The 17,287-nt window shown below is 40.0% G+C and carries 17 protein-coding genes and 2 riboswitches; of the genes, 16 read left to right on the plus strand and 1 reads right to left on the minus strand.

Annotated elements, in window-relative coordinates; translation table 11 throughout:
- Window positions 1-35: 35 nt before the first annotated feature.
- The 6 genes from ribH (at window position 36) to ACFQZ9_RS09460 (ending at window position 6,795) form a co-directional block, all read left to right on the plus strand.
- Entirely contained in the window at window positions 36-506 is a 471-nt protein-coding gene (gene ribH / locus ACFQZ9_RS09435; RefSeq protein WP_498943528.1) for a 6,7-dimethyl-8-ribityllumazine synthase, read from the plus strand.
- Window positions 507-629: 123 nt separating this feature from the next.
- Window positions 630-817, plus strand: a riboswitch (cobalamin riboswitch).
- Between the two features lie 136 nt (window positions 818-953).
- Complete coding sequence (locus ACFQZ9_RS09440; RefSeq protein WP_498943530.1) at window positions 954-2,768, plus strand: DUF4430 domain-containing protein; 1,815 nt, start codon at window positions 954-956, stop codon at window positions 2,766-2,768.
- A gap of 58 nt (window positions 2,769-2,826) precedes the next feature.
- Window positions 2,827-3,627, plus strand: coding sequence for a DUF4430 domain-containing protein (locus tag ACFQZ9_RS09445; RefSeq protein WP_498943531.1), 801 nt, complete (start codon window positions 2,827-2,829; stop codon window positions 3,625-3,627).
- Window positions 3,624-4,502: an energy-coupling factor transporter transmembrane component T gene (locus ACFQZ9_RS09450; protein WP_498943533.1), complete on the plus strand. Its 879-nt coding sequence runs from the start codon at window positions 3,624-3,626 to the stop codon at window positions 4,500-4,502. Before ACFQZ9_RS09445 ends, ACFQZ9_RS09450 begins: the two co-directional genes overlap by 4 nt.
- The gene (locus ACFQZ9_RS09455) at window positions 4,484-6,124 is read left to right on the plus strand and encodes an ABC transporter ATP-binding protein (protein WP_498943534.1); all 1,641 of its coding nucleotides are present in this window, start codon (window positions 4,484-4,486) and stop codon (window positions 6,122-6,124) included. Before ACFQZ9_RS09450 ends, ACFQZ9_RS09455 begins: the two co-directional genes overlap by 19 nt.
- Window positions 6,103-6,795 (plus strand): ECF transporter S component, encoded by a 693-nt coding sequence (locus ACFQZ9_RS09460; protein WP_498943535.1) that lies wholly within the window; start codon window positions 6,103-6,105, stop codon window positions 6,793-6,795. Before ACFQZ9_RS09455 ends, ACFQZ9_RS09460 begins: the two co-directional genes overlap by 22 nt.
- 36 nt (window positions 6,796-6,831) lie before the next feature.
- On the opposite strand, the gene ACFQZ9_RS09465 is transcribed toward ACFQZ9_RS09460, so the two are convergent.
- Window positions 6,832-7,521: a Dph6-related ATP pyrophosphatase gene (locus ACFQZ9_RS09465; protein WP_498943536.1), complete on the minus strand. Its 690-nt coding sequence runs from the start codon at window positions 7,519-7,521 to the stop codon at window positions 6,832-6,834.
- Between the two features lie 113 nt (window positions 7,522-7,634).
- A riboswitch (cobalamin riboswitch) is annotated at window positions 7,635-7,824 on the plus strand.
- Between the two features lie 177 nt (window positions 7,825-8,001).
- Between ACFQZ9_RS09465 and ACFQZ9_RS09470 the strand changes: the two genes are divergently transcribed.
- From ACFQZ9_RS09470 to ACFQZ9_RS09515, 10 genes are read left to right on the plus strand one after another with little or no spacing between them, the layout of a single operon-like run.
- A complete protein-coding gene (locus ACFQZ9_RS09470) occupies window positions 8,002-8,967 on the plus strand; it encodes an ABC transporter substrate-binding protein (RefSeq protein ID WP_498943537.1) in 966 nt (321 codons plus the stop codon).
- Complete coding sequence (locus tag ACFQZ9_RS09475) at window positions 8,933-9,994, plus strand: FecCD family ABC transporter permease (protein WP_198309874.1); 1,062 nt, start codon at window positions 8,933-8,935, stop codon at window positions 9,992-9,994. The genes ACFQZ9_RS09470 and ACFQZ9_RS09475 overlap by 35 nt, the downstream gene beginning before the upstream one ends.
- A 4-nt stretch (window positions 9,995-9,998) precedes the next feature.
- Entirely contained in the window at window positions 9,999-11,465 is a 1,467-nt protein-coding gene (locus ACFQZ9_RS09480; protein ID WP_498943619.1) for an adenosylcobinamide amidohydrolase, read from the plus strand.
- A complete protein-coding gene (gene cbiB / locus ACFQZ9_RS09485) occupies window positions 11,462-12,427 on the plus strand; it encodes an adenosylcobinamide-phosphate synthase CbiB (protein ID WP_498943538.1) in 966 nt (321 codons plus the stop codon). Before ACFQZ9_RS09480 ends, cbiB begins: the two co-directional genes overlap by 4 nt.
- Window positions 12,402-13,490 (plus strand): threonine-phosphate decarboxylase CobD, encoded by a 1,089-nt coding sequence (gene cobD / locus ACFQZ9_RS09490; protein WP_498943539.1) that lies wholly within the window; start codon window positions 12,402-12,404, stop codon window positions 13,488-13,490. Before cbiB ends, cobD begins: the two co-directional genes overlap by 26 nt.
- Window positions 13,460-14,032, plus strand: coding sequence for a bifunctional adenosylcobinamide kinase/adenosylcobinamide-phosphate guanylyltransferase (locus ACFQZ9_RS09495; RefSeq protein ID WP_498943540.1), 573 nt, complete (start codon window positions 13,460-13,462; stop codon window positions 14,030-14,032). Before cobD ends, ACFQZ9_RS09495 begins: the two co-directional genes overlap by 31 nt.
- A complete protein-coding gene (locus ACFQZ9_RS09500; protein WP_498943541.1) occupies window positions 14,029-15,537 on the plus strand; it encodes a cobyric acid synthase in 1,509 nt (502 codons plus the stop codon). Before ACFQZ9_RS09495 ends, ACFQZ9_RS09500 begins: the two co-directional genes overlap by 4 nt.
- Window positions 15,534-16,322 (plus strand): adenosylcobinamide-GDP ribazoletransferase, encoded by a 789-nt coding sequence (gene cobS, locus ACFQZ9_RS09505; RefSeq protein WP_498943542.1) that lies wholly within the window; start codon window positions 15,534-15,536, stop codon window positions 16,320-16,322. Before ACFQZ9_RS09500 ends, cobS begins: the two co-directional genes overlap by 4 nt.
- On the plus strand, window positions 16,280-16,891 hold the full coding sequence (locus ACFQZ9_RS09510; protein ID WP_498943543.1) for a histidine phosphatase family protein: 612 nt from the start codon (window positions 16,280-16,282) through the stop codon (window positions 16,889-16,891). The genes cobS and ACFQZ9_RS09510 overlap by 43 nt, the downstream gene beginning before the upstream one ends.
- A complete protein-coding gene (locus tag ACFQZ9_RS09515) occupies window positions 16,843-17,286 on the plus strand; it encodes a bifunctional adenosylcobinamide kinase/adenosylcobinamide-phosphate guanylyltransferase (protein ID WP_498943544.1) in 444 nt (147 codons plus the stop codon). Before ACFQZ9_RS09510 ends, ACFQZ9_RS09515 begins: the two co-directional genes overlap by 49 nt.
- Window position 17,287: the final 1 nt, after the last annotated feature.

Here is a 17,287-nt window from a genome sequence, read left to right on the forward strand (position 1 = left end):
AAAGAAAAAAATAGGAAACAAATGGAGGAAGCAGCATGGGACATATTTTTGAAGGTAATTTAGTTGGATCAGGATTAAAGGTAGGAATCGTAGTAGGCCGTTTTAATGAGTTCATTACAAGTAAATTATTGGGCGGAGCACAGGATGCCTTGAAAAGACATGGTGTCAGTGAAACAGACGTGGATGTTGCCTGGGTGCCAGGTGCATTTGAAATCACGTTAATTGCGCAAAAAATGGCGGAAAGCAAAAAATACGATGCTGTTATCACACTAGGAACTGTTATTCGTGGTTCTACTCCACATTTTGATTATGTGTGTAACGAAGTGGCAAAGGGTGTTTCTGCTCTCAATTTAAAAACAGGGATTCCAGTTATTTTTGGTGTATTGACAACCGATTCAATTGAACAGGCGATTGAACGTGCCGGAACAAAGGCAGGAAACAAGGGATGGGATGCAGCTTCAGCAGCAATCGAAATGGCCAACCTTTGCAGAACAATTGAACAATAATAATCAAAAAAGGCAAACACACTCGTTTGCCTTTTTCATTTAATTTAAACAAAGGGAATGTTACTCTGTCATTTCAAAAATATATACAAATGATAAAAAATATATAATAATAGATTTATCATAAAAAAATAGAAAAAAACAGGTGCTAAAATTATTAAAAAGTTTAGCTTAAAAGGGAAGTTTGGTGTAAAACCAACGCGGTCCCGCCACTGTATATGGGAGCAACCTATAAAATGTCACTGTCAATGGATGGGAAGGCGTAGGAAGCGATGACCATGAGTCAGGAAACCTGCCTGTTTATACAACACCGGAACCTACGCGGATAGGAGAGTGTTAAGCGTTAAAACGTCTCCTTGCGTTTAAACTTAACATCATCTATATACTCTCCTCCTCAAATAGGGGGATTTTTTTATGGGGATTTAGCTAACTAGAAAGGGAGAGACAAACATGTTTGGCAAACGTAAAAATTTGTGGATGGCGATACTTCTGGTAATTGCCTTATTCACAGTAAACTTTCAAACACCAGTAATGGCTGCAGCAGCCGGAAACCAAGGAAGCATTACCGTCATTGGTACGGATGAGACAAACCCATTATTGGCAGAACAAACCGTTACATACGATGAAAAAGAAACGGCAGCACAAGTTTTAGAAAAGGTCGTTGGTGAAAAGAATGTTGAATATACCCATTATGATTTCGGTGATATGATTACAGGAATTAATGGGTTAAAGGCAGAGGGAACAAATTATTGGGCTTTTTATGTGAATGGAGTAAATGCACAGGTTGGTGCAAGTTCATATGTAGTACATGATGGAGACAAACTAAGTTTCCGATACACAGACTGGAATAAACCATCAAATAATGTAGCTCTTAAAGTAGTAGATAATCAGAAAAAAACAGTAAACGACCTTAAAGCTGTTTCAATTATTGGACAACCAACAGCATTACAGTTGCTGCAAGTGGCTTTGGGAGCTGATAAGGTTGGTTTAAAGGATACAGATTGGGGTAAAATGATTGTTTCTATCAATGGCTTGAAGGCAGAAGACCCTTATTACTGGGCATTTTATGTGAATGGTCAGATGGCTTCAGTTGGTGCTGAATCCTATCAACTTAAAGCAGGAGATCAAATCAGCTTTCAGTTAGAGTCATGGGAGACCCCAACAAATGGCGGGGATCAGGGAGATACCGCTCCGACAGACAAACCTGCTACAGGTGAAAAGAATCCAGTAGTTGGTACAGTTTCGAATGCAACGATCCAAAAAGCTGTTGGTTCGGTTAGTGAATATATTCAAAAACATGAAATAAACGAATGGGAAGCAATTGCCCTTAAACAAGCAGGAAAAACAATCCCTTCAACTTATTTAGATAAAGTAAAAAAAACGGTAAAGGAAGAAAAAGGTAACTTTCGAAGGATTACCGATACAGAAAGATATGTTCTCGGAATCTTAGCGGCCGGTGGAGACCCAACGAATGTAGAGGGCTATAATCTTGTTCAGGCAGTCTATAATGGTAATGTTACAAAACAAGGATTAAATGGTGTTGCGTTTGCACTCCTTTCATTAGATAGCAATCAATTTAAAATCCCAACTTCAGCAAAGTGGACAAGGGAAAAGCTTGTCAACCTTTTACTCCAAAAACAAAACAAAGATGGCGGTTGGGCATGGGATGAAAGCCCAACAAGTGATGTAGATTCAACTGGGATGGTATTGAATGCTCTTGCTCCCTACAAATCAGATAAAATTGTAAAAGAAAAAATTAATTCGGCTGTGAATTATTTATCAAAAGAATTTAAAGACGCTAAAATCGATAATAGTACATCCGCATCCCAAGTGGTGATTGCCTTATCTTCATTGGGAATTGATCCAACCGGGACTCTTTTTTCTACAGACCAAAACAGTCTGATGCAATATTTATTGTCATTCCAAAATAAAGATGGCGGTTTCGGCTGGAAAAAAGGGGATGCAACAGATGCCTATTCCACTGTTCAAGGTTTTCAGGCCGTTGTTGCTTATAAGCTGTATACCCAAGGAAAAGGGTCAATATATCATTTACAATTAATGCCGCAAAAAACTAAAACGGTTAACAAAGAAACCGAAAAAGCTGCAACTGCAGTAGAGCAAACAAAAAGTGTTGCGAACAGAAACAATCAGGGGCACCACCTACCGGATACAGCAACAAATTCAGTAAACATTTTGGTAGCAGGGTTGTTATTGATATTAATCGGCCTTGCACTTTACATGAGGAAAAAGAAAATAAATGCATAATTAATTTTAACCTCCCTCCTGTATTTTACGGGAGGGAGCATTTTAAGAGGGGGATATCATGCAGAAATTGCTAAAATCCACGATACTTATCGTCATTATGCTGTTTACTTTTAGTCTAATCGGATGTGGCATGAATACATCTGCCCCACAAGAATCCAAAAAGGTGGAAACGGCGCCCATAGAAACAACCAAGCAGACGGATAAAGTAACAGAAAAAGCAAAACCAAGTAAAACGGAAGAGAAAAAAATAACGGAAGTAACTGTTAAAAAACAGGAAGACACAAGCAAGAAGGATATTAAACAAGTTCCTAGTAAAAAAACAGTGGAGGTCAATGAGAATCCAAGTACGAATGATAAGGAACAATCGAAAACATCGGAACAAAATTCCAAACCAAATACTAGTACTGCAGTAGTGAAGAAAACAACAACTTCTAGCCCAACTAAAAAAACAAATACATCTACGACCAAAACAGCAGAAAAAACAACAAAACCGTCTTCCCCCAAGCCGGAAGTACAAAAGCCTATTTCGACTGTAACGATGTCTATCGTTGGCCCTAAAGATCGCGGAACCATTATGGCTGCTTCTAAGATAAGCATTAAGGAAGGGGACACGGTATTAAAGGTTTTGTTGTCCGGTGCACAGAATAAGGGCGTTGCTGTAGATTATAAGGGCAGTGGTGCAACGGCATATATTGAAGGAATTGACAATTATTATGAGTTTGATTATGGACCAAAAAGCGGCTGGACTTGTAAGAAGAATGGCATTACGATTCCAAAAAGTGCTGGGGTCATAACCGTAAAAGCTGGCGACCGAATTGACTGGATTTATACAGAAGATTACGCGGAGAAAAATAAATGAGTCATCGTTTTGTGCGATACCATCCACTTGTTTCATTCCTATATTATATAGGTGCTCTATCTCTCTTCATTCTTATGCTCCATCCAATCTTTTTAGGGGCAGCATTATTCGTGGTATTGCTGATAAACTACAGGCATGACCGGTACCAAGGATTGAAACGGTGGTGGATTTTTCTTTTTTCAACGTTTCTATTAATGCTAGTATTAAATCCATTATTTAATGAAAGAGGCCGGCATCTTTTATTTGAAATCCATCACCATCGTGTTACATTAGAAGCGATTAGCTTCGGCGGAATGAATGCCTTATCGATTATCTGTGTGATAGCGATTTTTATTTCTTATAATATTGTCATGACGCCCAATAAGCTTTTGTACTTATTCTCGAAATTTTTACCACAGTTTGCAATTTTGCTCATGCTCACGCTTCGTTTTATTCCGTTAATGAGAAGAAGATTAGAAGAAATCTCCACCATTCAACGAAGTAAAGGGGTTTTGCTGACTACCGGAACGTGGAAATATAGGGTAAAGACAGGCATGCTCTATATTCAAACCTTGCTTACCTTTTCATTAGAAGAAGCGATTCAGACAGCAGATTCAATGGAAGCGCGCGGCTATGGTACACGTTCCCGTTCTTCTTACGAATATTTTACATTTCGAAAAAAGGATTTTTTTGTCCTTTTATTTTTAATTATCCTTTATGCAGTGATTATTTTGGGGCGAATCAGGGGTTATGGATATTTAACCGTTTATCCCATCATGGAGTCTTGGGGCTTATCTCCACTAGATTTCCAAACCCTCATTTTCTATCTATTGTTTTTAAGTTTTCCAATTTGGATTGAAGCAGGTGGAAAGTTCCAATGGCGTTTATCGAATTAAACAAATTAACCTTTACTTACCCGGATTGTATAAACCCTGCCATCAGAAATCTTTCCCTTTCGATTGATAAAGGTCAATTTGTCGTTTTATTTGGCGCTTCAGGGTCTGGAAAAAGCACCCTGTTAAAATTACTAAAGAAAGAAATTCAACCCCATGGAATGCTTGAAGGTGATATTTTCATTAACGGTAAGTTGGTTCAAGAGCCGTCACCTGATACAAAGGAAATTGGCTTTGTCTTTCAAGATCCTGAAAATCAGGTTGTGGCAGATGATGTCCTTCATGAAATGGTTTTCGGTCTCGAAAATATCGGACTGCCGACAAATGAAATGAGAAGCCGTGTTGCGGAGATGGTTCATTTTTTCGGGGCTGAAGCATTATTAGACAAAAAAACGCATGAACTCTCGGGCGGGAAAAAGCAGCAAATTAATCTTGCTTCCGTTCTCCTTATGCAGCCGGATATTTTGCTTTTAGATGAACCGACGGCACAGCTGGACCCGGTCAGTACAAGGGAATTTCTTGATATGATCAAACGGCTGAATGAGGAATTTGGCATGACCATTATTATGGCTGAACACCGTCTGGAGGAAGTGCTGCCGTTAGCGGACCAATTGGTCATGATGGAAAGTGGCGAAATGATTGCGAAGGGGGACCCGAGGGAGGTTCTAACTCAAGTTTGGAACTCAGCTAATAGGACTTACGTGCCGACAATTCCTTCTCTCTTTTTTAATATGAAGGGCACCGGGATGGTCCCTTTAACGGTAAAAGAAGGTAGAAGTTGGGTTCAAAGTGAGACTTTCTTTAAAAACACTATTGTGCCTGTAAAAAATAAGGCAAGCCGAAACGAGTTATTGATTAACGCGAAAAATATTTTATTCCATTATGAAAAGAAAAAAGAATTGATTCTAAATGAACTTGATTTTACCCTTGCAAAAGGGGAATTTTATGCGTTAATGGGTGGGAATGGTTCCGGAAAATCCACCTTATTAAAGCTATTAGCTGGTTTAATCAAACCGGATAGTGGCAAGATTTTTTTCGAAACTAAACCCTTGAAAGCCTGGAAACAGAAAGAGATTTCAAAAAAAATTGGGTATTTACCACAAAATCCGAAGTTATTTTTCCTTCAGGATACAGTTCGGAAAGAAATGAATTACATCTTAGAACAGTGGGGATTCAAACATGATCAAGAAGTGCAGTCACTTTTAGGAGTATTGAAAATCACTGATTTGCTTGACAGTCATCCTTATGATCTAAGCGGTGGTGAGCTTCAAAAAGCAGCGCTCGCCTGTTTATTGTTAAGGAAGCCTGAGGTACTTTTCTTAGACGAACCCACAAAGGGGTTAGACCCGATTTCTAAAGAAAATTTGGCTAAAATCCTTACCGATTTGAATTTGCAAGGAATCACAATTCTAATGTCCACACATGATGTTGAGTTTGCAGCCCAACACGCTACAAAATGCGGAATGATGTTCCAAGGCAAAATTACTGCCGAGGGTACAGCGGAACAATTCTTTAAAGGGAATTTCTTTTATACAACAATGGTGCAAAGGCTGTTTCGCAACCTCCCTAATCAGCATGTGCTCACCATCCAGGAGGCACTGCAATGCGTACTACAAAGGTCTTAGCATTCGGTTCATTCCTGTGTTTCTTTTTTGGACTATTATTTTTAGCAGTAAAGTGGGACGATCATTATTTGGCAATGAGCTTTGCCATCTTACTTCTTTCCTTTGGGTTATTATTATTTCGATTTGAAAGACGAAAAGTGGAACCGAGGGAATTAGTATTGCTATCGGTTTTAGCCTCCATTGCGGCCGTAGGCAGAATTCCATTTGCTTCGATCCCAAGTGTACAGCCAACGACATTTGTGATTATGATGTCAGGCTTTGTTTTCGGCGCTGAAAGCGGCTTTATTATCGGGGCGGTTGCGGCCCTCGCCTCTAACATGATTCTCGGTCAAGGACCCTGGACACCCTGGCAGATGGCTGCATGGGGCCTTGTCGGATTGACGGCCGGACTTTTCCGAAAAACGAAGCTCATGAATTGGAAGTGGGGAAGAGTTTTGTTTGGTGTGGTCTGGGGGTTTTTATTTGGCTGGATTATGAACCTCTGGGGATTTCTCTCCTTTTCTCAATCGGGGACTACAATGACATTGAAGGCATTTCTTACTTATTTCGCTGGAAGTGCACTGTTTGATTTCATGCACGCTGTGTCGAATGTTTTCTTTCTTCTTGTTTTTGGTACTGGGTGGGTAAAAATTTTGCGCAGATTTAAGCGGAAATATGGTCTTCTTGAATAAAATTAATGGGCAAGCGGGTTCCGCTTGCCTTTGCATTTAATAAGGAACTAAATCGATAAAATAAAAACAATTTTGATTCGTATGAGGGTCGGTTTTTTCCGTAATCTCATTGGAAAGTTTAAAGTTAACCGGTTTCGAAAATAATGGTCCGTCAAAAACAAAGGTATGAAATTCTCCATTTTCGCCGCAATGATCCACTCCGTGTGGGAGATCCTGTAAAAATTTCTCGTCGATTACTCTGCCTGTAAAAGATGAATCCAAGCGATTCCCATTAACACAGGTTACAACAGTTTTAAACCCAGAATTTAAAAATTCAGCAATTAACCGTTTAGAATCTTCCCCCCAAACCGGAAAAATTGCATTGAGGGAGTGGTTCCTTACCATTTTTTCACGGTAATCTTTAATATCCTGAAGGTGAATATCCCCAAACATGATATCGGTGATTCCGTCCTTTACGATTTGTTGGAAGGCGTCCCCCATCCTTTGTTGATAGATTTCATTCGTCCGATTCTCGGGAAGATACACTTTTCTAAGCGGCAGCCCAAGAGAAAGTGCTTGCTGCTCTAATAATTTCTCCCGGACGCCATGTGCATTTGTCCGATAATCTTCCTCAGAAATAGTGGTTAATAACGAGTCAATCTCCCATTCGCCTGAACGAATCAAGCGATACAGGGCAAGTGTCGAATCTTTTCCACCACTAAAAGATACTACAATTCTTTTTTTCAAGCTATTTCACCTCTTTACTTAGGATAATAGGAATGTAAGATGAAAACAATGGAGATTTTTCCAAAATTATATACAAACTATTTTGTGATACTATATAATGAATCTATCATAAAAAATATAAAAAAGAATTAGGTGCTAAAATCTTTTAAAGATTTTAAGCTTAAAAGGGAAGTTGGTGCAAAACCAACGCGGTCCCGCCACTGTAAATGAGAGCAACCTATAAAATGTCACTGTCTTATTGATGGGAAGGCATAGGAAGCGATGATCATGAGCCAGGAAACCTGCCTAATTTCGAAGTGCGCCAAAAACCTACGAGGATAGGGAGGTGTGGAAGGATAGACTCCTTTTACTTTTCTAGAGTAATTGAATCTAATCAAACCAACATCTCCATTACAAGTGGGGATGTTTTTTTGTTTGGTGCAAAACCATATTTTTATTGATAAAAGAATCATCACAGACTTAAAAGCAGGAGGAAGAAACATGAAAAAATGGTATTCGCTTTTGTTAGCAATGATGTTAATCATAGGGGTATTAGCAGGTTGCGCTGAAAAACAGGATCAAGGAAAAGAAAACAAGAATGCAGCTGGTGAAAAGCAATCAGAACAAGTCGCTTTCCCGGTCACGATTAAAGATGCATTAGGGGATAAGGTTGTCATTGAAAAGAAGCCCGAAAGAATTGTCTCTCTCATTCCTAGTAATACAGAGATTGTTTATGCTCTAGGACTTGGAAAAGAAGTGGTTGGAGTTTCCGATTTTGATAATTACCCAGAAGAAGTAGCGAAAAAAGAAAAAGTGGGTGGTCAAGAGATAAATGTAGAAAAAATCATCTCTTTAAAGCCGAATTTAGTGTTAGCCCATGAATCCGCAGCAAATATTGAAAAAACAGCGCTGCAGCAATTAAGAGATGCAGGGATTAAGGTTTTAGTTGTAAAAAATGCCGATCATTTTGAGCAAGTGTATGACACCATTGACATGATTGGTAAAGCTACAGGAGAAACCGATAAAGCTCCTGTTTTGATAAAAGGCATGAAGGATAAGCTTGCATCCATTCAATCAAAAACCAAAGAAATTAAAGACAAGAAAAAAGTGCTAATTGAAGTATCACCGGCACCAGAAATCTATACAGCTGGAAAAAACACTTTTATGGATGAAATGCTGGGGATGATTAATGCGGATAATATCGCAAAAGATCAAAATGGCTGGGTGAAAATTGATGAAGAGGCCATGGTTAAACGAAATCCTGATGTGATTGTCACAACATATGGATATTATGTGAAAAATCCAGCTGCTAAAGTTTTAAAGCAAAAAGGCTGGGAAAATGTCAATGCTGTGAAAAATAAACAGGTTTTGGATGTGAATTCTGATAAAGTAAACCGCCCTGGTCCAAGGATTGTTGAAGGAGTAGAGGATCTTGCAAAGGCCATCTATCCGGAAGTTTTTAAATAATAAATATTTTGCCTACTTTACGGCAGGAGTTTTCATGATTTTTGCCGTTTTATTTGGAATTTCGACGGGTACGGTATCCGTTCCGATCCTTTCCATTATTAAAATCATTAGTTCAACACTTTTCGGAATCCATTATTTTGAGCAAGTGGACCCGATGTATCAGAGTATTGTCATGAACATAAGACTGCCCAGGGTAATCTTATCAGGATTAGTAGGAGCAGCACTAGCGATCAGCGGTGCTGCCTTTCAAGGTCTGCTTCGAAACCCATTAGCTGATCCTTATACATTAGGTGTATCATCCGGGGCATCACTTGGTGCCGTTTTGACATTATTTTTTCAATTTTCGCTTCCTGTTTTAGGCACATTCACATTACCAGTCCTAAGCATTCTTTTTTCTTTTTTAACGATTTTTTTGGTGCTGATGTTTGCACGGAAAATTGACCGTTCGATGAGAGTAGAAACAATTATTTTAACGGGGATTATTTTTAGTTCTTTTTTAGGTGCCCTCATCTCGCTGATGATCGCTTTAACGGGTGATGAGCTTAGGGAAATCATCGGCTGGTTGTTGGGGAGTGTTTCGATGAGAGGCTGGGATTACATAAAGCTTATTTTGCCGTTTTTTATGATCGGTGTTGTAATCCTGATTTTTAATGCGAAAGAATTAAATTCTTTTGCCTTCGGGGAAGAAAGAGCACAGCATTTAGGGGTAAATGTTCAACGAAGGAAGTTGATTATCTTAACAGCGGGCTCAATATTAACTGGAGCGGCAGTGGCTGTTTCGGGCACAATTGGCTTTGTTGGACTGGTCATCCCCCATCTATCAAGGTTATTATGGGGACCTGATCATCAGCATCTTCTTCCACTTGCGATTTTAACCGGGAGCGGGTTTCTGATAATAGCCGACCTTGTATCACGAACAATTATTTCTCCTACTGAGCTGCCAATCGGAGTGATTACAGCTTTGATTGGTGCACCTGTATTTGCACTCATTCTCATGCAGAGAAAAAGGAAGGAAAGAAGTGGTTAACAAAATGCTTACCGTTCAACATGTTTCAGGCGGCTACTTAGGTGAACACGTCCTTAAAGATGTTTCGTTTGAAGTGGAAAAAGGTGAACTATTTGGAATTTTAGGACCGAATGGAAGTGGAAAGACGACACTACTAAAAATGATTAGTGGTATCCTACCGATTCAACGGGGAGAAATTTTAATCAAAGGAAAAGACATTACGGAGTATAATCCAAAACAACTTGCACAATTGATTGCCGTTCTTTCACAAAATTCTTCAGAGTCATTTTCCTTTACCGTAAGGGAAACAGTCTCCCTTGGAAGGTATGCCCATCAAAAGGGCTGGTTTCAGACATGGTCAAACGAGGATGAGGAGATCGTTCAACGGGTTATGAACCAGACCGGGGTTTCCATTTTTCAAAATAAAAATATTCAAGAGCTATCCGGCGGCGAAAAACAAAGAGTTTTTTTAGCGCAAGCCTTGGCTCAAGAACCGCAAATTCTTCTTTTGGATGAACCAACGAATCATTTGGATTTATCCTATCAAAAAGAATTACTCGATTTATTAAAGCAGTGGACGAGGGAAAATGGACTAACCGTTTTTTCCATTTTTCACGATTTAAACCTTGCCGGGCTTTATTGTGACCGCTTACTCTTGCTTGAAAAAGGTACAATTAATATTAATCATGTTCCCAATGAAGTGTTAAGGGAAGATAGAATAAGAGAAGTGTATCATACAGAGGTCCTAAAACATCCCCATCCGAAGGTTGCCGTACCGCAAATGTGCTTATTGCCTGAAGGGAATAAAGAAGAATCCCGTTTTAGTGTGGATGAATCAATGTTAACGGTATCGAAGGAGTTTATAATGCTAAAGGCACCTGCCCCACTCCGTACGATGTCCTCCGGTGTGATTGGTTCGGGAACGGGGTGGCATCATACATTCATTAATCGGCATGTTGATAAAACTTATAATTGCAGCGACCATCGCTTAGAAATGGCTTCCTTTTTAAATGCAAATGGTTTTGAGCCTTCTGAAACGGTGGGAATGATGACGGCTGTATTTTTAGAGGATTTGGTGTATCAAAAGGTTGAAGAAAATGACTATTCCCTATTTGTTGTGGTAACGGCGGGGGTTGGAAATGCCGTGGATGCATCAAAAAGCGAATTGCATTCCTTTGAAGCCGTCCCAGGTACAATTAATACCTGGATTTTTGTAAACGGAGAGCTTACAGAGGAAGCGTTCATTCAAAGTATTATGACGGCAACAGAGGCAAAGGTAAAAGCTATCCATGATTTAAACGTAATCGATACCGTAACAGGAACGATTGCGACGGGAACCTCGACCGACAGTATCCTAATTGCTGCAACCCAAACAGGAAGGTCCCTGGAATATGCAGGAACCATCACTCCATTAGGGAAGCTGATTAGTAAAGCGGTTTATCAGTGCACGACCGAAGCGATTCAAAAATCATATAAGAGGAAAAAATCGTGATATTCTATCATTTAATCTCCATTTCTATTGCTTTCATTATTGATTTACTTGTAGGGGACCCGCCCAATTGGCCACATCCTGTTCGCTGGATTGGAGCGTTAATATCTTTCTTTGAAAAGAGCTGGAATCATGGTGAATCGAAAAAGACAAAAGGGGTTTTGATGCTCATTTCTGTTTTGCTCATTGTATTTGTTTCGGTATTCATGATCGTTTTCATAGGGTATCAGATTCATCCGATTGTTGGGATAATCCTTGAGGCAATCCTTATATCAACGACCATTGCGCAAAGGAGCTTGAAGGAAGCAGCACTCGAGGTTTATCAACCATTAAAGGCTGGAACCTTGGGCGAAGCTAGAAGTAAACTTTCTTTTATTGTTGGCAGAGATACCGATTCCTTGGGGGAAGGGGAAATTGTCCGCGGTGCAATCGAAACCGTTGCGGAAAATACAAGTGACGGGGTAACGGCCCCGTTATTTTGGGCCATTATTGGCGGGGCACCTTTGGCAATGGTCTACCGGGCAACGAATACATGTGATTCGATGGTGGGGCATCTAAATGAACGCTATAAAGAGTTTGGCTGGGCGTCTGCAAAATGGGATGATGTGATGAACTGGCTTCCTAGCCGTCTGACTGGATTCATCATGCTTTTGGGAAATCGTCCTGAAAAAATCAAGTATCGTGATGCATGGACAATCTTGTTCCGCGACGCAAAAAAACATCCAAGTCCAAACAGCGGCTGGGGAGAAGCGGCTGTGGCAGCTATTTTAGGAATTCAGCTTGGCGGGATTAACTATTACAAAGGGATCGTATCGAACCGGGCGAAAATGGGGGACCCTCTTTCGCCGATAAAGGCGGAGCATATCCCAAAGGCAAATGCGATTTTAGGAAAAACTGTATTTCTATTTTTATTACTACTATGGGCAGGAGGGATGTTCATTGAATTGGCCATCACATGGTTCTAATCCCCACTATTTATATGAGGCAATGGGGCATACGCTTCCAAAGGAATATATTGATTATAGTGCAAATATAAATCCGCTGGGACCGCCTTCTTCGCTAATGGAAAAATGGATGGATTTTTATCAAGAAATTCATGTCTATCCAGACCCTTTCGCTAAGGGGCTGAAGGAAAGGATTGCAAAAAAGGAACAAATTCCGGTGGATTCCATTTTAATTGGAAATGGCGGCGCCGAGCTAATTGCTTTAACAGCCCGAATGTTCTCAGGTAAAAAGGTAGTCATCATCGAGCCTACTTTTTCAGAATATGAAAAAAACTGCCGGGTCAATAAATGCGATATTGTCTATCATCAATTGAAGGGACCTTCATTTGAATTAAATCCAGCTGATATACAAGATAGTCTAATTGAGGCAGATGCCTTGTTTATCTGTAATCCAAACAATCCAACCGGGATTCAATATCCTGTCTCAACCATTCTTTCAATTCTAGAAGAATGTGAAAAGCACAATTGCTCCGTTATCCTGGACGAGGCATTTTATGATTTTCTTGTAGATTATGAATCCTATCTATCCTACATAAATCAATATTCAAATTTAATTATTATCCGCTCCATGACGAAAATGTTTTCGATACCCGGAATTCGTTTAGGGTATCTAGTGGCTGAGCCATTTGTTATTAAACAACTGAGTGAGCTGCAATCCCATTGGAGCACGAATACCATTGCTTTGGTAGCGGGTGAACTTTGTTTGCAAGATGGATTGTTTATAAAAGAAACACAGGATTATATTTTTCTAGAACGAAAGAGATTATTTCACTTTTTTCAAAACCAAAACTTTGTGGTAACACCTTCTGAGGTTAATTTCTATTTAATGCAAGACCCTTATTTACAAGATCAATTTGAACTCTTTGAATATCTGCTTCATAATGGCTTGATTCCAAGGCACACCTTCAATTTTCCAGGGCTGGAGGGAAAATGGCTTCGTTTTGCCATTAAGAGCAGGGAGGAAAATGACCGGCTGTTGGAGGTGTTAGCGAAGTGGCGTCAGCTCCATCCTTTGTCTTTATAACTGGCGGTGTTCGAAGCGGCAAAAGTAGTTTTGCTGAGAGAATGGCATTGGAAATAGCTGGTATGGGAGGGAATCTTGTATACTTCGCTACAGGTGTTCCCTCAGATTCAGAAATGAGAGAACGAATTGGCAGCCATCAACGTGACCGTGAAACAGGAAAGTATAAATGGAAAACGGTTGAGCAGTCGATTGAAATTGGCAAGCGGGCGGAGGAATTTACGAAGCAGGATATTGTCCTGCTCGATTGCGTAACAACGCTATTGAATAATGAGTTATTTGCTAACGAAAAATCTTGGGATCGTATTTTTCTAGAATCAGTGAAGGAACGAATTCTCAAAGGGATTACTGCGATAAAAAATCATGTGAAAACAATGATTGTCGTTAGTAACGAAGTTGGTTATGAGCCATTAAGCGAAAATGAGCTTGTATTAACATATGGTAGATTGCTGGGAGCTATCCATCGTCAGCTGGTAGAGGCTGCGGATGAGGCTTACTTAGTAGAAGCAGGCATCCCTAACTTAATGAAAGGAATGAAATCATGAAGGGAATCATGATCCAAGGAACTGCCTCAGATGTGGGCAAAAGCCTGGTTGTTACTGCCTTATGCCGAATCTTTTCGAATGAAGGCATTAGGGTGGTACCGTTTAAATCACAAAATATGTCAAATAACTCTTATGTAACAATTGATGGAAAAGAGATTGGCCGAGCTCAGGGAATCCAGGCGGAAGCAGCTAGAGTCGAGGCAACTATTTGGATGAACCCAATCTTGTTAAAGCCGCGCTCAAAGCAGGATGCTGAAGTTGTCTATTTAGGGAAAGCCATCGAAACCTTTTCAGGACGTGAATATCGAGAACAGTTTTATGAAAAAGGGTTAGAAGTGATTCAGGAATCCATTAAACAGCTGTCAAAACAATTTGAAGTCGTTGTTATTGAAGGGGCGGGCAGTCCTGTTGAAATTAATTTAAGAGACCGTGAGTTGGTCAATATGAAGGTAGCAGCTCTTGCAGATGTGCCGGTTGTGCTTGTTGCTGATATAGACCGGGGAGGTGTGTTTGCCAGTATCGTTGGCACGCTTGAACTATTAGAACCGGAGGAAAGAAAACGAGTAGCCGGGATCATCATTAATAAATTCCGCGGGGACATTTCCTTATTTGATGATGGAATTCAATGGATCGAAGAAAAAGCCGGGATTCCTGTTTTAGGGGTATTGCCATATATTGACCATCATATGATTGATGGTGAAGATTCCTTGTCCATTGCCCATCAATTTTCAAATCAAAAACAGGGAAATATTGATATTGCTGTCATCCATCTGCCTTTTATATCAAATTATAGTGATTTTGAGCCTTTTTTATATGAAGAAGATGTTTCGATCCGCTGGGTAAAACGGGGCGATGAATTTGGTAAACCGGATGCTGTCATCATTCCTGGGACAAAAAGTACGATACAAGATTTGAAGTTCATTAGAGAACAAGGACTGGATGTTAAAATCAAAAAACATTTTGAAAGCGGCGGGTTTACAGTCGGGATTTGTGGCGGATACCAAATTCTCGGGGAAGAAATGATTGATGAAGCCGGTACTGATACAGGAATAGCCAACATTATCGTAAAAGGTTTAGGCTTGATTCCGGGAAAAACGATTTTTTATCAAGAGAAAGAAACTACAAGAGCGCAGGCAGCATATCACGAAAATACTGGGTTCCCTGTAACGCTTGCATTAGAAGGTTATGAAATCCACTTGGGAAACACTTTTATCAAACAAAATGGATGTTCATTTTTAAGATTGGCAAATGGAAAAGGAGAAGGTTATTTTCAAAGAAACGGCCAAATCATCGGGACGTATCTCCACCATCTTTTTCATAATGACGAATGGAGAAATCGTTGGATCAATCTCATACGGAAAAAGAAAGGACTGCCACTCCAAGAGATTAGAAAGATCCAAGATTTTAAAGATCAACGATTTGATGCCCTTGCTTTTGAGATGAAACGTCATCTAAAGTGGGAGCAACTAAAAGATATCATGGAAAAATGGAGTCCAAAGGCATGAAGTTCTTTAAAGGGTTTTTTATTGCCCTTCAATTTTTCACAGCAGTTCCGGTTCGTCGAGAACTGCCAATGGATGCGGAACATCTGGGAAAGGCAGTTCAAGCCTTCCCGCTTTTAGGGATGTTTCAAGGCATTATCTATGCTGTTCTTCTCTATTTACTAAAAGAATTTACGCCGTTTTCCCATCTGGCAGTTGCTTTTTTTCTTTGGCTGGTGACGATTCTTCTAACTGGAGGAATCCATCTCGATGGCTGGATCGATGCAAGTGATGCTTATTTTTCCTATGGCAGTAAGGAAAAAAGGCTGGAAATTATGAAGGATCCGAGAACGGGAGCATTTGGTGTTCTTTCGGTTATTGTTTTACTAAGCTGCCGGTTATTTTTTATTTTTGAGATAACCGAGAATTCGTCCTTGTTGACCTTTGTTTTTATTGCTGCAATTCCTTTTTTCAGCAAGTGTGTAATGGGAGTTTTGCTGGTTAAGGTTCCATCCGCTAAAAAGGAAGGAATGGCTGCGATGTTTCAACAAGCCGTGTCACCTAAACTAGTATTAATCTATCCTGTTTTTATCATTCTTTTTATCGCTTTGGTGGTATTTTTAAATGAAAAAGTGATTGGGGTCATAATTTTGTTGTTGGCTGCCGCCGGTTGTTATCTGCTTTGCCGCCGTAAGGCACTGAATTGGTTTGGTGGAATCACGGGGGATGTATTGGGAGCATCAGTAGAAGGGACGGAGATCGTCTTATGGATGACATTGTGGTTATTGCATTATTTCGTCATGGACTGACAGAAGCAAATAAACGAGGAGCCTATTTGGGGTGGAAGGATTCGCCTTTAATCCTAGATGAAATGAAAATACCAATTAATCGTATCTATGGTTGTTATTTTTCCAGCGATTTACATAGATGTATAGAAACTGCAAAGACTTTTTTTCCTGATGAAAGTCCCTATCTATTAAAAGAGCTAAGGGAAATGGATTTCGGTGAATGGGATGGAAAAACGTATGATGAATTGAAGGAAGATCTGCTATACCGGCAGTGGCTGTCTGAACCATTAAAGTATCGTCCGCCGGAAGGGGAATGGTTTCAGCAGTTTCAAGATAGAATTCAAGATGGATGGAGTCAGATTGTGAATAAAATTCTGCTGAATAATCTGCAAAGCTGTGCGGTGATTACCCATGGTGGTGTAGTTCGTCATATCCTGACAAAGTTTTCACCAGAAATAAGAGAATTTTGGGAGTGGCAATCCCCACATCATGAAGGATTCGAATTAATCTTTAACCGTGAAGCGTTAAGGAGGGGTGAGCGGTGCACTTTATTACAGGCGGTGCCTTTAATGGGAAAAGAGAGTGGGTGAGAAAGACCTACAAGGTTCAAATCAAAGCCCAATGGACATCTGCTTATCAGAATGATCCATTCCCTTTTGAACTAGATGAACCTGGAACATTGCTTATTCTCGAAGGAATTGAAATGTGGATAAACGATTTAATGAAAGAATATGAACCTAACAAATGTCGTGAAATATGGAAAAACTGCGTAACCCATTGGATTTCCTGGGAGAGGGCAGAGAGAAATCGAAACCTAGTGGTAATTGGAACAGATATTACAAAAGGAATTGTTCCGTTGGAGAAGGAAAACAGACTTTGGCGCGACCTGACCGGATGGGCCTATCAGGACATTGCAGCAGCAGCAGACAGAGTCGACGTCATTTGGTATGGATTAAATCAAACAATAAAGAGTGGGGGAATGTAAG

Origin of the sequence: Neobacillus sp. GCM10027624, from assembly GCF_042675345.1 — a bacterium.
GTDB lineage: Bacteria > Bacillota > Bacilli > Bacillales > Cytobacillaceae > Neobacillus > Neobacillus cucumis_D.